Consider the following 14,063-nt stretch of genomic DNA (forward strand, 5'->3'; position numbering starts at 1 on the left):
TCTCCCCCGATCGACGGGGGAGAGGAAAGGCCCCCCTTCCGCAACTGCTGCGGGACGGGCGGGCAGCGCAAGCTTTCGCAGTTGGCTCGTCATCAGGTACCGGTCGGACGCTTGCCTCACCCGCCCCCACGCGGCATAGATCGGCCATGACAAGCGAACCTTACCGCCCGCGCCGCTCGGTGCTTTACGTCCCCGCCTCCAACGACAAGGCGCTGGCCAGGATCGCGACGCTGGCCTGCGATGCCGTGATCATCGACCTCGAAGACGCCGTCGCGCCCTCAGACAAGATCGCCGCGCGGGACAAACTGGCCGGCATTTTCGCCAGCCGACCGAAACGCCGCTGCGAGATGATCGTGCGCGTCAACGCGCTGTCCAGCGAATGGGGCAACGACGATTTGCTGGCCGCGGCGAAATTCGAGCCCGACGGCATCCTGTTGTCCAAGGTCGCCACGCCGCGTGACATCCTCGAAGTCGGCGACGTGCTCGACGATAATTTTGCCCCCGACAGCGTCAAGCTCTGGGCGATGATCGAGACGCCCAAAGCCATGCTCAATATCGGCGCCATTGCCGAACTCGGCCGCGATCGCGCTTCGCGGCTAAATTGTTTCGTTGCCGGAACGAACGATCTGGTCAAGGAAACCGGCATTCTGGCGACGCCTGATCGGCGCTACCTCGTGCCTTGGCTGATGCAGATGGTGCTGGCGGCGCGAGCCGGCGGCATCGACATGCTCGACGGCGTCTCCAACGATTTTCGCGACCTCGACGCGTTTGCGCGCGAATGCACGGAAGCCGCCGCCATGGGCTTCGACGGCAAGACGCTGATCCACCCCGCCCAGATCGAAATCGCCAACCGCGCCTTTGCGCCCGCGCCCGAAGCCTTGGCCGAGGCGCACGCGGTGAAAGAGGCTTTCGCCTTGCCCGAAAATGCCGGCAAGGGCGTGATTGCGCTGGATGGCAGGATGGTCGAACGGCTGCACCTGGTGCAAGCCGAGAAACTGCTGGCGAAGGCCGCCGCCATCGGCGCATGATCCGCCCCGAAAAGACGAACTCACGACAGGACCTGACCCATGAGACTTTACCGCTTTTTGTCCGCCCCCGACGATTCAACCTTCTGCCACAAGGTGACCGCGGCGCTGAACAAGGGCTGGCACCTGTACGGCTCGCCGACCTACGCCTACGACAAGAAGACCAAATCGATGCGCTGCGGCCAGGCGGTGGTGAAGGATATCGACGGCCAGGAATACGGGCCGGATACGAAGCTGAGTGATTGGTAGGGAAGGCGTCAACCTCCGCGTCTTCGTCATCCTAGGGCGAAGCAAGGAGCGAAGCGACGCGACGCAGACCCTAGGATCCATGCCGTGCCGTTTGCCCTAGAGTGCAGCGGATCAGATGACGCTTGTGCCGGCGCTCGTTACTGCGGATCTGTGCTGTTCGCAGAACCGCTTGCTTTCCTGCACCGCGGCACCTGCACCGCCGTCACGGCATGGATCCCAGGGTCTTCGCGACGGAGCTTCGCTCCTGCTTCGCCCTGGGATGACAAAGGCGGGGGCTATTCCGCCGCCTCTTCGAGCTTTTCCATATCATCGTCCGACAGGCCGAAATGGTGACCGATCTCGTGGATCAGCACATGGGTGACGATGTCGCCCAGCGTCTCTTCGTTCTCGGCCCAGTAGTCGAGGATGGCGCGGCGGTAGAGGGTGATGCGGTTCGGGCCCTCGCCGGTCTGCGGGTTCCAGCGCTCGGCGATGCCGCGGCCCTCGAACAGGCCAAGCAGGTCGAACGGCGTCTCCAGCGACAGATCGTCCATGATCTCGTCGGTCGGGAATTCGGCGATCATGATGACGATCTCGCCGGTCAGCTTGCGGAAATCGTCGGGCAGATGCGCGTAAGCCTCCAGCGCCAGAAACTCCATCTCCTCGATCGAGGGCGAGAGTTCGTCGTGCCAGGTGCGGGTCTTGTAGATGCGGGCCATGCTTTGTCCTTTGATCCCGGCATATAGGCTTTCCCTCCGGACTCGGCAAATGGACGGGTCCCTGGCCAATGACTGTTTCTTTGCACCGAATGACTGCGACCAAAGCCTAAGGTTGGCTCGCTACCTTTGATCAAGGAATAAATTCCTTCTGACTCCGCTTGACTCTTTCGGCACCCTCTGGAATCTATAGGAACATAACAGGAACAATTATGAGAGAAATTGACCGTCATGGCGACATCAGCCGTGGCGCGGGAGACTGTTTTTGCCCTGCGCCGCCAGATCGCGAAGATCGAGGGAACGCTGCCCGAGCGCCTGGCCGTGCCGGCCGGCGAGCGACCTCGTGCGTGCCCTGACAGCGCTATCGGCGGTGCGCCCGAACCTAATGCCGATGTCACCATCATCCGCCGCGGGCTTGCCGTGGCTTCGCCGGATGCTTTCCTGGCCACCGGCGTCGAGCGCCTCGATGCGGCGCTGAGCGGCGGCCTGCCGAAAGCCGCCTTGAACGAAATCCATGGCCTTGAGACCCGCAATGCCGGGGCCGTCGCCGGCTTTGTGCTGTCGCTGGTCAGCCTGATCCTCAGGGGCCAGCCCTTGCCCGTGCTGTGGATCGGCACATCGGAGATTTTTCGCGAGGCCGGCTTTCCCTATGCCAGGGGATTGCAGGGCATGTTCGGTATCGCCCCGGAGCAATTGCTGTTTTCCGAGGCGCCGAAACTCACCGATGCGCTGTGGGTAGCCGAGGAGGCCGCGAAGATGACGGCGCTCGCCGCAATCATCCTCGAAATCCGTGGCAGCCCGCAGCGGCTCGACCTCACCGCGACGCGCCGGCTGCACGCGCGCGCCCAAAACGCCGGCCGGCCGGTGTTCCTGCTGCGCCAGGCCGGCGAAGCCGAGCCGACCGCCGCCCCGGTGCGCCTCATCGTGTCGGCTGCACCAGCGGCGAGCCGCCGGACGATCGCCGGGTCGCTCGCCGGCTCGATCGGCCGGCCTGCCTTCACCGTCAGCATCGGCAAGAGCCGCACCGCTCTGCCTGGACAATTCACACTGGAGTGGAACCCCGATGAACACGCATTCGAAGAAAGAAAGCCCCGCGAAAAACGGGCAGAGAATTCTGTCGCTGTGGTTCCCGCATCTGGCGGCAGAACGGATCCTGCGCCAGCGCCTGGGACGGTCGTGGCGTTCCCGGCCTTCGGATCATCTGCCGCCATCTCACCCACCGCTCGTGATCAGCCATCGCGACCGCAACGCCCAGCGCATATCGGCCCTCGACGAGCGGGCTGAGGCGCTGCATCTGAAGCCTGGCATGGGCATTGCCGATGCGCGCGCCATGCATCCCTCGATCGACGTCGTCGAGGCCGATCCGGACGCCGATCGCCGGCTGCTCGAAGGCCTCGCCGACTGGTGCGATCGCTATACGCCGCTGGTGGCGCTCGACGGTACTGATGGCCTTTATCTCGACGTCACCGGCTGCACGCATCTGTTCGGCGGCGAGCGCGCCATGCTGGACGACATCCTTGCGCGGTTTTTCCAGCAGGGTTTCGATGTCCGCGCCGGGTTGGCCGCGACGCCGGGTGCAGCCTGGGCGGCGGCGCGCTTCTGCGGCAACCGCATCGTTGTCTCCGGCGAGGAGGAAGCGCTGCTCGCCCCCTTGCCGCTGGCGGCACTGCGCATCGAGGCCGATATCCGCGCCAGCTTGGAAAGCGTCGGCCTGCGGACCGCCGGCGCGGTCATGGCAGCGCCGCGCGCGCCGCTCGCCCGTCGCTTCGGCGCGACCTTGCTGTTGCGGCTCGACCAGGCGCTCGGCCGCCTCGACGAGGCGGTATCGCCGCGCCTGCCCGTGGCCCCGCTTTCGGTCGAACGCCACCTGGCCGAGCCGGTCGTGCTGACCGCCGAGATCGAACGGCTGGTGCTCTTGCTGGCGGTGACGCTGAAGGCCGATCTCGAACGCCGCGGCGAGGGCGCAAGGATGCTGGCGCTGCTTTTGTTTCGCGTCGACGGCGCCGTCAGCCGCATCGCTGTCGGTACCTCGCGACCGTTGCGCGAACCCAAGCTTATCCAGCGCCTGTTCCATGAGCGGCTGGCCGCGCTCGAACAGGACATCGATGCCGGCTACGGCTTCGACCTGGTGCGGCTTTCGGTGCTGGCGGCCGCCGGCTTCGACATGCAGCAGGCCGATTTGACCGGCGAGACCGAGGATGACGGCGCCGACATGGCACTCTTTGCCGACCGCATCCGCGCCAGGCTCGGCGACAGTGCGGTGCTGAAACCGGTCGCCCTCGAGAGCCATCTGCCGGAGCGCGCCATCGCCACCATCCCGTTCTCGGAAGCGCCACAACGCAAAACACCGCTCAGGAAGCCGGGCTCGAAAGACGCGCCGCGCGCAACCATCTTCCCGCCGGAACGGCCGATCCGGCTGTTCCGTTCGCCCGAGCCGATCGAGGTGCCGGCCACCGAAATGCCTGAGGGTCCGCCGATGAATTTCCGCTGGCGCCGCGCGCTCTACCGGGTCGCGCGCGCCGAGGGGCCGGAACGCATCGCGCCGGAATGGTGGCGTGAAACGTCAAGCGATCCGCTCACATCGACGCGTGACTATTTCCGGATCGAGGATGCCGACGGCCGCCGCTACTGGCTCTACCGGCAAGGCCTCTATGGCAACCCGCAGGTGCCGCCGCGCTGGTTCATGCATGGAGTCTTCGCATGAACGCGCTGACCGTCATCCCCTATGCGGAATTCGGCATCCAGTCGAACTTCTCCTTCCTGCGCGGCGCCTCCAAGCCGGAGGAGCTGGTGGTGGCGGCCAAATTCCTCGGCTTTTCCTCGATCGGACTGGCAGACCGCAACACGGTGGCCGGCGTCGTGCGCGCCTGGCAGCAGGCGAAGGTCGAGAAGCTCGCCTATCACCCCGGCTGCCGCCTGGTGTTCGGCGACGGCACGCCGGACATTCTCGCCTATCCGCAGAACCGCAAGGGCTGGGGCCATCTCTGCCGCATGCTGACGCAAGCCAATTTGCGCGATGAAAACGAGAAGGGCGCGACCCTTCTCCAGCGCAGCGACCTGCTCGAATGGGGCGACCTGCTGTCGCTGGCGGTGCTGCCGGATCTCTCGGCGAATGCCGACGATCCCCTGGCATTGGTCCGTCAACTGAAAGACCGTTTCGGCGCTAATTTGCGGCTAGGCATGGCGCCGGATCATCGCGGCAATGACCGTTTCCGCATCGAGCAGGCGGCGGGCATGGCGGACATCGCCGGCGTGCCGCTGATGGCGACCAACGACGTGCTTTATCACAGCGCCGAGCGCCGCTCGCTGCAAGATGTGCTCACCGCCATCCGCCTCAATTTGCCGGTCGCCGAGGTCGGGCTGGAGCTGACGGCCAACGCCGAGCGCCATCTGAAGCCGCCGCTGGAAATGGCCCGTCTCTTCCGCCGCCATCCACGGGCGCTGGCCGAGACGCTGCGCTTTGCCGGCGAACTGACCTTCTCGCTCAGCGACCTCCAGTACAATTATCCCGACGAGCCGACGCAATCAGGGCTTGGGCCGCAGGCCGAGCTAGAGCGTCTGGCCAGGGAGGGGGCCGCCACGCGCTATCCGGCGGGCGTCCCCGCTTCCGTCTTGCAGCGCATCAGTGAGGAGCTCGCTCTGATCGAGCGTCTGAATTATGCGCGCTATTTCCTGACCGTTTACGACATCGTCCAGTTCGCCCGCAATGAGGGCATTCTGTGCCAGGGCAGAGGCTCGGCCGCCAACTCGATCGTCTGCTACTGCATTGGCATCACCGAGGTCGGCCCCGAGCGCATCGACACGTTGTTCGAGCGCTTCATTTCCGAGGAGCGCAACGAGCCGCCCGACATCGACGTCGATTTCGAGCATGAGCGGCGTGAGGAGGTGATCCAGTACATCTACTCCAAATACAGCGCCAAGCGCACCGCGCTGGCTGCCGCCGTCATCAGCTATCGCGGCCGCTCGGCGCTGCGCGAGGTGGCCAAGGCCATGGGCCTGTCGGACGATGTCCGCATTGCGCTCTCCAGTTCGATCTGGGGCTGGTCGACCTCGGAGCTCGGCGAGAAGGAGGCGCATGCCGGCGGCCTCGACCGCAACGAGACCTCGACCCGTCACGTGATCGCCCACGCCAACGAGATCATGGGCTTTCCCCGGCATCTGTCGCAGCATGTCGGCGGCTTCGTCATTACCCGCGACCGGCTCGACGAGATCGTCCCCATCGTCAAGACGGCAATGGACGAGCGCAAGATGGTCGAGTGGGATAAGGACGATCTCGACGCGGTGAAGATCCTGAAGGTCGATATTCTGGCGCTCGGCATGCTGACCTGCCTGAAGCGCGCCTTCACCTTGCTCACCGACCATTATCCGAAGGCCCGGGATGATTACGGCCGACCCTATGTGCTGGCCACCCTGCCGCCGGAAGAGAACGACGTGTACGACATGATCTGCCGCGCCGACACACTCGGCGTCTTCCAGATCGAATCGCGCGCGCAGATGTCGATGCTGCCGCGTCTACGCCCGCGCGAATTCTACGACCTGGTCATCGAGGTGGCGATCGTGCGGCCCGGCCCGATCCAGGGCGACATGGTGCACCCCTATCTGCGCCGTCGGCAGGGCAAGGAAGCGGCTGAATATCAAAAGCCAGAGCTGGAGGCTATTCTCAAGAAGACACTCGGCGTGCCGCTGTTTCAGGAACAGGCGATGAATATTGCAATCGTCGCCGGTGGTTTCAAACCCGGCGAAGCCGACGAACTACGCCGCGCCATGGCCACCTTCAAGCGCACCGGCACCATCGGCAATTACCGCCAGCGCATGATCGACGGCATGGTCGGCAAGGGATACACCAAGGACTTCGCCGAGCGCTGCTTCAAGCAGATCGAAGGCTTCGGCGAATACGGCTTTCCCGAAAGCCACGCCGCCTCCTTCGCTTTGCTCGTCTATGCCTCCTGCTGGTTCAAGACCTTTTATCCCGACGTGTTCTGCGCCGCGATCCTGAATTCGCAGCCGATGGGGTTTTACCAGCCGGCCCAGCTGGTGCGCGACGCGCGCGACCATGGCGTCGATATCCGCGACGTCGACGTCAATTTTTCCGACTGGGACTGCACCCTGGAGAAAGCCCAATTCGATCCGGGCCGCATCCTGGGGCGCCATGCCGAAATGCGCGGTGTCATCAAGACCCGGTACGCCGTCCGGCTTGGCTTCCGTCAGATCAAGGGCTTGGCCGAGAAGCGTATGGAAGCTTTCACCGCGCGGCGCGGCGCCGGCTATACAAGCGTCAGGGATGTGTGGCTGCGCTCGGGCCTCGATGTCGGCGAAATCGAAAGACTGGCGCAGGCTGACGCCTTCCGCTCGCTCGGCCTCGATCGTCGTGAAGCCTTGTGGGCGGTGCGCGCGCTGGATGGCAAGAGCGCCGCCGAACGGCTGCCGCTGTTCGACCAGCCGGCGATCCGGCTGCGCGAACTCGAGCCCGAGACAAAACTGCCGACAATGCCGCTCGGCGAGCACGTCATCCACGACTACCGCGCGCTCGGCCTGTCGCTGAAGGCGCATCCGGTCGCCTTCCTGCGCGAGCGGCTCGACCGCGCCGGCGTCATTCCCAATGCCAATCTCGGCTCGGTGCGCGACGGCAGGCGGGTCTCGGTCGCCGGCCTGGTGCTGGTGCGGCAGCGGCCCGGCAAGGGCAATGCGATCTTCCTGACGCTGGAAGACGACAAGGCCGTCGCCAACGTCATTTTCTGGGAGCGGACCTTTACCCGTTTCCGGCCCATCGTCATGGGCGCGCGCTTCGTCAAGGTCACCGGCAAGCTGCAGTCGGAATCCGACGTCATCCACATCGTCGCCGAAAAGATCGAGGATTTGACGCCGTGGCTGACGGTGCTGCTGGAAGAGATGACGCCGGCTGCCCGGCCCGACATTGCCACCCTCTCGGACAAAGCTGAAAGGGTCATGCCCAAGGGGCGGAATTTTCAGTAGGCAAGTGCAGGGCGGTCGGGAGCCCATGACATTAATGCCGGCAAGGGCAGAGGGGGGCGCGAAGGATCGCCAACAGAATGGCTTCTTAGGCTGAGGTCCGTTTGAACCACCCCTGGCCCTTCAGCCCGGCCCACCCAATCGCGGCGGCGACAGCACGTCTTCCGCCGAAATAGTCCGCGCCTCCGAGGGCAGCATGATCGGGATGCCGTCGCGCACGGGATAAGCGAGCTTGGCAAGCCGCGAGATCAACTCGCCGCGCACCGGGTCCCAGGCCAGCGGCCCCTTGGTCAGCGGGCAGGCCAGCAGCTCCAGCAATTTTGGATCGACATTGACCGACTTGCCGTCACGCCCATCCGCAGCCATTGGATCCCCCTTCAGCCATCGGCTCAGCCCTTATTGCAGGCTGGAACCAAAGTCCTCATTCTCGCGCGCCAGCGCCATTTCGGTGATGGCGATCAGCGTCTCCGCGCGGCCTTTCAGGTCGGGCGCCTCCAGCAGCGCCTGTTTCTCGGCCGGTCCGTAGGGCGCCATCATCGACAGCGCATTGACCAGCATGGTGTTCTCGGCGCGGCTGACGCTTTCCCAATCGGCTTCGAGATCGTTGGCCTGCAGATAAGCGCGAAACGCTTTCAACAGCGCCGGCCGGTCGACCTCGCTTGCCGCCTGGTCTTCGGCAAGATCGGTGAGGAACGGCGCCAGCTTGCATTGCCGGAAAGGCGTCTTCACCGGCAATTCGCTGGTGATGCGGAAACGGCAGACGCCCTGCAGCGAAACCAGATAGCGGCCGTCGCCGCTCTCGGCCATCGAGATGATGCGCCCGGCGCAGCCGACATTGCACAGTTCCGGCTCCCCGTCGGCGCGCAACGCGCCATTGAGGCTGGGCTGGACGATGCCGATCAGCCGCGCGCCGGCGATCGCCTCATCCACCATCTGCAGGTAGCGCGGCTCGAAGATGTTGAGCGGCATGCGCCCGCCCGGCAGCAGCAGCGCGCCGGCAAGCGGAAACACCGGAATGGTTGCCGGCAGATCCTTGCCGACCCGGTAAAATGCGTTTCCGACCTGCACCTTCACTCCTCCGACCCGCTTCGGGCGCGATGTTATCGGCCTAATCTGGCGCGGCGGCCGCCGACCGCAAGGCCCGACAGCCACGCCCCGGCAATTTGGCCGGCAAACGGCTCAGGAAAACAGCAGCGACGACAATTTGCGCCGTGCCGCCAGCGTCGCCTCGTCGGTCATGCCCCAGGCCTCGAACAGTTTCAGCAGCTGCGCCCTGGCGCCGTCCTCGTTCCACGTCCGGTCGGCTTTTATAATCGCCAGAAGATTGTCGGCCGCCGCATGGCGCTCGCCCCTGGCGTTCTGGATCATGGCGAGGTCGAAACGCGCCTGGTGGTCGCCGGGATTGGCGGCCAGTCGCTGCTCGAATTCAGCTGGATTGCCAAGTGCTGCCGCTTCCGCAGCCAGCGTCATCTTGGCACGCAGCGCGGCAAGTGCCGGCGCATTTTTCTTGGCCTCCGGCGCCGTTGCCAGCAGCGCCTCGGCGCCGTCGCTGTCGCCGGCCTCGAACAGAAGCTCGCCCAGCCCGGCAATCGCCTCGATCGTCTCCGGCGCTTGCGCCAGGATGGCGTCGTAAATGTCGGCTGCGGTCTGCGCATCGCCCGCCGCATGCGCTTCCGCCGCCGCGGCCAGTGCTTCGGCCACCGGCGGCGCGCCATTGCCCTTGCCGCCGACCTTGGTGATGAACTCGGCGATCTGGCTCTCGGGGATGGCGCCCATGAAGCCGTCGACAGGCTGGCCGTCCTTGAAGGCGATGACCGCCGGGATCGATTGGATGCCGAGCTGGCCGGCGATCGAGGGATGATCGTCAATGTTCATTTTGACCAGCTTGACCTTGCCGCCGGCGGCCTTGACCGCCTTTTCCAGAAGCGGCGTGAGCTGCTTGCAGGGCCCGCACCACGGCGCCCAGAAATCGACCAGTACCGGCTGTTTGCGCGATTCCTGGATGACGTCGGCGGCGAAAGTGGCGGTCGTGGTGTCCTTGATCAGCTCGCCAGCGGCAGGTGCTGCGCCGGGTGTCGGGCCAAGTGCCGACTTGGCCGGCTCGGCGCCGCCATATTGCACGGACGTGGTGTACTGGCCAGAATTGCCGCCGAATTGGCCGCCAAACGGATTGTTGTTGTCGCTCATGTCGTCGCCCTTCCGATCGCGCCCAGCGGAGCAGCGCGACGTCCTTAACTAGAGGTCAGTTTTCGCCATCCATGTGGCGATCAAGCCGAGACTTTCAAGATAGCAGCATCATGTCCGGTTGCCTCGACGAATCTGATGAGGTCGGCGGACGCGATCGACGTCGTCGCCTCATTGGTCAGCGGATGCGCGTTGACTGTCGCATGTGCTATCAAATCCTGGTCGAGCACCACTTTGACCCGTCTTTCGGTGTCGTTGATCAGCCCGAACACGGTGACCGCGCCCGGAATGACACCGAGCAGCTCCATCAGCATCTCCGGCTTGCCGAACGACACCCGGCCGGCGGCGCCGATCATCGTGTGGATCTGCTTCAGGTCGACGACCGCCTCCTCGCCGACGCTGACCAGGAAGAAATTGTCCTTCTTGTCCTTGAGAAACAGATTTTTCGTGTGCCCGCCCGGTATCTCGCCGCGCAGCGACTGCGAATCGGCCACCGTATAGAGCGGCGGATGGCGCACGGTCGACACTGATATGCCGAGATCGGCAAGAAAGGCGAAAAGCTCGGCTTCGGTCTTCGGCATTGGTGGTCTTCCCCTGTATCGGCGCGCGGCAAAGCCGTTTACGGCCAATGATGCCGCCGAGACAAGACCGTCATGCGGGAAGTCGATGAACCACCCGCGTGGCCGACAAGGTTCCGCCAAGCGATTTGGCGCGACCAAAAAGCCCGTCATTTCCCTGTTGCAATCGCCGCGCTCTTCAGCCATATAGGCCCGGCTTGCGGCCAAAGGGCCGTGTGAGCGGGTGTAGCTCAGGGGTAGAGCACAACCTTGCCAAGGTTGGGGTCGAGCGTTCGAATCGCTTCACCCGCTCCAGTTTCCTCTAGGGGAATCAAGCGATGAAGAGGCGCCTTTCGGGGCGCCTTTTGCTTTTTCCAGACCGGCGATGTAAGCGCGTTGCGGGACACTTGTTCTCCCTCAGAACCAGGCGCGGGTAGTACGGCGTGGCGCATAATCCCTTGGTTTCCAGTTCGGCGAACGGCGGCAGCGCATCCGAAGCGCTTGCTTGGCTGGCGTTGCGGAACGCCGCGTCCGAATGCGGCTCAGGCTCGCGCTTGGTCGACCCGCAGCCCCTGCGCGCACTCCCGGCGGGACGCAAGTGGGCGCATGAGATTGCCAAGGTAATCTTCGATGGCCTCATGGCAGGAAGCCTGTCGGTGCCGGCACAATTGGCTGCCGGATGGGCGAGGTTCGGCAGCGCAACCACCGCGTTGATCATCGAACTCGGCAGGATCTGGGACAATCCCGCAGCAGCTCGCCGCGTCCAGTACCAGCTTGAGCAAATGCTTCTCGAAGCCGACGATCTTGCCGCGCCGCGCAGGCTGGCGCGAACGCTCGGAGTTCGCGTCGACGCTCGCAATCCGACCGCGACCGAACTGCCGGAAGGCATCGATCAGATTTATGCCCATCTGATGCTGGATGGCCGGATCGAGGCTGTAGTGCAGTTCGGTGCACTCGGGACTGTGACGAGCGATCATTGGATTGAATTGATCCTGGATGTAGTGCCTGCTGAGCGGCTTGCGGGAGGATCGCCTGCACCGCAAAAGGGCGCCGGCGCGACCACGTCAAACACGCCTGCAGCCGAGGCATCGTTGACCATGGCGGGAAGCGAGCCCGATCCGGACAGCCACTTCGGCAAACTCGCGCAATTGGCCGCACAGGCGCGCGACCTGGTTCGGTCGAGCGCTGAACCGTCAGAGCCTGTTGCGCCGCGCCGGGCACGGGTCGCGGACAAGCACGACAAGGATCGCACGGCGTTCTGGAACAGCTATTTCGCGACCGAGGATCCGTGGAACTACGGTTCGTCCTATGAGCAGGAAAAATACGAGCGCCAGCTCGAAATCCTGCCTCCCGGTCCCATCGGGCGGGCGCTCGAGTTGGCCTGCGCGGAGGGCCACTTCACGCGGCAGCTGGCGCCTCGCGTCGGCCATTTGACCGCAACCGACATTTCCGCCATAGCCGTCGAGCGAGCCCGCGCCCGATGCAACGATCAGCCGAATGTCGAGTTCGGCGTACTCGATTTCGCTGCCGACACGCTGCCGGGTGAGATGGATCTGATCGTCTGTTCGGAAGTGCTCTACTACTTGGATGACCTCGCCGAGCTACGGCGCATCGCCAGGAAATTCGCCGAGGCGTTGGCGCCTGGCGGCAGCTTCATCAGCGCACACGCATTCGTGTTGCGTGACAATGTCGAAAAGACGGGCTTCGACTGGAACACATTCGGTGCCCAGGCGATCTCCGAGACGCTGGCGGCGACCGAAGGCCTCGTCTTCGAGCAATCGATCCAGACCGAGCTCTACCGCATAGACCGCTTCCGCCGCCTATCGCCGGGCGATGTGGCGACGGACCCGGTGATCGATCATGTGCCGATCCGCGCGCCCATCGAAATCGGCGTCGCGCGAAATATCGTCTGGGGTGGGGCGCGAGCCTTGCGCCGCGACGTCGCACGTAACGAGCAGCGCCAGCATATCCCTGTCCTCATGTATCACGGCGTTGCCGATGAAGGTCCGGCCGCGCTCGCTCGCTTTCGGCTCACGCCCGCCGCATTCGCCAGCCAGATGGGATGGCTGCGCGCCAATGGCTTTCACGCCATTGGCTCCGAGCAGCTGGAAGCCTCCATCGCCAACCGTCAGCCTTTCGTCGGCCGCCCGGTGCTCATCACCTTCGATGACGGCTTCCAGAACTTCGCCGACCGTGCCTGGCCGATCTTGCGCGCCAACGACCTGACTGCGGAAGTGTTCCTGGTGACGGACCTGGTGGGCGAAAGTGCAAAGTGGGACACCGACATCGGTCCGCCGACGCCGCTTATGGGCGCCGGGACGGTGCGACGCCTCGCTGCCGAAGGCGCCTTCTTCGGCAGCCACATGGCGACGCATCGCGCCATAGATGGTCTGTCGAGCGCTGACCTGGCCGCCGAGCTCCTGCGCTCTCGTCTGTTCATCGAACGGTGGACCGGTCGGCCAACCACGGCGTTCGCGGCACCCTTCTCCGTCACCGACCGACGGCTTGGCCGGCTGGCCAGGGAGTGCGGCTATCGAATAGGCTTCGGCCGCAAACACGGGCCGGCGGACCTCGATAGCGATCTCATCGACCTTCCGCGTATCGAGATTCGCGGCGACCGCTCGCTCGATGACTTTGTCGCCACTGTCGAGGCCGTGCTCGGATAAACGGTGAACTTGTCAGTTCATTATTGGGCGACTTGCGACACGGCTGACATCAGCTCCTTCGGGTTTGGGGCGCCAAACATGTATCGCCCACCCTCCGGGACCTCCGTGAAGCTCCAGCGGACGATCCCCTGCCGGTCCAGCAGGAACTGACCAACCAGTTGTCCGTGTCCCGTGGCCATCATCTGCTCGTCGGCTTCGGTCAGTTCGTAGTTGTCCTTCTTGTCGAGGATTGCGGCGGCTGTCATCGGATCCATGGGACCGGGCAATTCGCCAGGTATGTCGACCCGCATGTCCTGTGCCGCTGCCATCGCGACCTTGTACGGCCAGTTCGTCTCGTTCTCGGTGAATTCGAGATTGGGCAGTCCAAAAGCACGATGTGAAGCGCGTTCCGGGTCCGACGCCGCAAGCAGGTTCGGCATTGGATGGTAGCGGAAATAGAGCCGCGCCCGTTCGATCGGCGTGTTGACCACCGTCAGGCTCTCCACGCCCTTTTCGCGCAGCTCCGGATCGAGACGCGCCTGAGCGGCGATGTGGCGCCGGCAAAACGCACAATGCAGACCTCGAAACAGGCCGACCAGCACCGGTTTTTGCCCGCGAAAGTCGTCAAGCGCAATCTTGCCTTCCTGGGTAATGGCGTCGAGTATCAGGTTCGGCGCCCGGTCGCCCGGTTGAAGCGGTATCAATCCACTAGGCGCGGACATGTCCAACCCCCTATCC

General features: G+C 64.5%; 12 protein-coding genes and 1 tRNA gene. 7 read left to right on the top strand and 6 right to left on the bottom strand.

All coding sequences use genetic code 11. From position 1 onward, the window contains the following. Nucleotides 1-146: 146 nt before the first annotated feature. Together AC3CCE_RS11730 and AC3CCE_RS11735 are read left to right on the top strand one after the other, a co-directional pair. Nucleotides 147-1,028 (top strand): HpcH/HpaI aldolase/citrate lyase family protein, encoded by an 882-nt coding sequence (locus AC3CCE_RS11730; RefSeq protein WP_023816096.1) that lies wholly within the window; start codon nt 147-149, stop codon nt 1,026-1,028. Nucleotides 1,029-1,067: 39 nt separating this feature from the next. Beyond that, nucleotides 1,068-1,274, top strand: a complete 207-nt coding sequence (locus AC3CCE_RS11735) for a DUF1737 domain-containing protein (RefSeq protein WP_023673921.1) — start codon at nt 1,068-1,070, stop codon at nt 1,272-1,274. Between the two features lie 275 nt (nt 1,275-1,549). Here the strand turns inward: AC3CCE_RS11735 and AC3CCE_RS11740 are convergent, their stop codons facing one another. Beyond that, the gene (locus AC3CCE_RS11740) at nt 1,550-1,972 is read right to left on the bottom strand and encodes a metallopeptidase family protein (protein ID WP_023699282.1); all 423 of its coding nucleotides are present in this window, start codon (nt 1,970-1,972) and stop codon (nt 1,550-1,552) included. A gap of 228 nt (nt 1,973-2,200) precedes the next feature. Between AC3CCE_RS11740 and AC3CCE_RS11745 the strand changes: the two genes are divergently transcribed. Genes AC3CCE_RS11745 through AC3CCE_RS11755 form a run of 3 tightly spaced genes read left to right on the top strand, consistent with a single transcriptional unit; the run spans nt 2,201 to nt 7,942 of the window. Next, complete coding sequence (locus AC3CCE_RS11745; RefSeq protein WP_352513583.1) at nt 2,201-3,253, top strand: ImuA family protein; 1,053 nt, start codon at nt 2,201-2,203, stop codon at nt 3,251-3,253. Continuing rightward, on the top strand, nt 3,195-4,673 hold the full coding sequence (locus tag AC3CCE_RS11750; RefSeq protein ID WP_352626918.1) for a DUF6504 family protein: 1,479 nt from the start codon (nt 3,195-3,197) through the stop codon (nt 4,671-4,673). The genes AC3CCE_RS11745 and AC3CCE_RS11750 overlap by 59 nt, the downstream gene beginning before the upstream one ends. Beyond that, nucleotides 4,670-7,942 carry an error-prone DNA polymerase gene (locus tag AC3CCE_RS11755; protein WP_352626920.1) on the top strand — a complete coding sequence of 1,091 codons (3,273 nt, stop codon included), beginning with the start codon at nt 4,670-4,672 and terminating at the stop codon, nt 7,940-7,942. Before AC3CCE_RS11750 ends, AC3CCE_RS11755 begins: the two co-directional genes overlap by 4 nt. A 120-nt stretch (nt 7,943-8,062) precedes the next feature. Here AC3CCE_RS11755 and AC3CCE_RS11760 read toward each other — a convergent pair whose 3' ends face one another. The 4 genes from AC3CCE_RS11760 to AC3CCE_RS11775 form a co-directional block, all read right to left on the bottom strand. After that, nucleotides 8,063-8,305: a Trm112 family protein gene (locus tag AC3CCE_RS11760; RefSeq protein ID WP_023672122.1), complete on the bottom strand. Its 243-nt coding sequence runs from the start codon at nt 8,303-8,305 to the stop codon at nt 8,063-8,065. 30 nt (nt 8,306-8,335) lie between these two features. Beyond that, nucleotides 8,336-9,007 (bottom strand): LON peptidase substrate-binding domain-containing protein, encoded by a 672-nt coding sequence (locus AC3CCE_RS11765; RefSeq protein WP_352626922.1) that lies wholly within the window; start codon nt 9,005-9,007, stop codon nt 8,336-8,338. A 111-nt stretch (nt 9,008-9,118) separates the two neighbouring features. Beyond that, on the bottom strand, nt 9,119-10,126 hold the full coding sequence (trxA, locus tag AC3CCE_RS11770; RefSeq protein ID WP_023736734.1) for a thioredoxin: 1,008 nt from the start codon (nt 10,124-10,126) through the stop codon (nt 9,119-9,121). 80 nt (nt 10,127-10,206) lie between these two features. Next, entirely contained in the window at nt 10,207-10,704 is a 498-nt protein-coding gene (locus tag AC3CCE_RS11775) for a prolyl-tRNA synthetase associated domain-containing protein (protein WP_023672125.1), read from the bottom strand. A gap of 216 nt (nt 10,705-10,920) precedes the next feature. Here AC3CCE_RS11775 and AC3CCE_RS11780 point away from each other — a divergent pair. Both AC3CCE_RS11780 and AC3CCE_RS11785 read left to right on the top strand, forming a co-directional pair. Beyond that, a tRNA-Gly gene (locus tag AC3CCE_RS11780) sits at nt 10,921-10,995 on the top strand. A 323-nt stretch (nt 10,996-11,318) separates the two neighbouring features. Next, a complete protein-coding gene (locus AC3CCE_RS11785) occupies nt 11,319-13,346 on the top strand; it encodes an SAM-dependent methyltransferase (protein WP_352626925.1) in 2,028 nt (675 codons plus the stop codon). Nucleotides 13,347-13,366: 20 nt separating this feature from the next. On the opposite strand, the gene AC3CCE_RS11790 is transcribed toward AC3CCE_RS11785, so the two are convergent. After that, nucleotides 13,367-14,047, bottom strand: coding sequence for a redoxin domain-containing protein (locus tag AC3CCE_RS11790; RefSeq protein WP_352513604.1), 681 nt, complete (start codon nt 14,045-14,047; stop codon nt 13,367-13,369). Nucleotides 14,048-14,063 lie beyond the last annotated feature (16 nt).

This window comes from Mesorhizobium sp. P160187, assembly GCF_057766425.1.

Bases quoted from the DNA above. Each gene is read 5' to 3' on its own strand.
- AC3CCE_RS11730 (WP_023816096.1), top strand. From the start codon at position 147: ATGACAAGCGAACCTTACCGCCCGCGCCGCTCGGTGCTTTACGTCCCC.
- trxA (WP_023736734.1), bottom strand. From the start codon at position 10,126: ATGAGCGACAACAACAATCCGTTTGGCGGCCAATTCGGCGGCAATTCT.
- AC3CCE_RS11790 (WP_352513604.1), bottom strand. From the start codon at position 14,047: ATGTCCGCGCCTAGTGGATTGATACCGCTTCAACCGGGCGACCGGGCG.
- AC3CCE_RS11735 (WP_023673921.1), top strand. From the start codon at position 1,068: ATGAGACTTTACCGCTTTTTGTCCGCCCCCGACGATTCAACCTTCTGC.
- AC3CCE_RS11785 (WP_352626925.1), top strand. From the start codon at position 11,319: ATGGCAGGAAGCCTGTCGGTGCCGGCACAATTGGCTGCCGGATGGGCG.
- AC3CCE_RS11755 (WP_352626920.1), top strand. From the start codon at position 4,670: ATGAACGCGCTGACCGTCATCCCCTATGCGGAATTCGGCATCCAGTCG.
- AC3CCE_RS11745 (WP_352513583.1), top strand. From the start codon at position 2,201: ATGGCGACATCAGCCGTGGCGCGGGAGACTGTTTTTGCCCTGCGCCGC.
- AC3CCE_RS11740 (WP_023699282.1), bottom strand. From the start codon at position 1,972: ATGGCCCGCATCTACAAGACCCGCACCTGGCACGACGAACTCTCGCCC.
- AC3CCE_RS11760 (WP_023672122.1), bottom strand. From the start codon at position 8,305: ATGGCTGCGGATGGGCGTGACGGCAAGTCGGTCAATGTCGATCCAAAA.
- AC3CCE_RS11775 (WP_023672125.1), bottom strand. From the start codon at position 10,704: ATGCCGAAGACCGAAGCCGAGCTTTTCGCCTTTCTTGCCGATCTCGGC.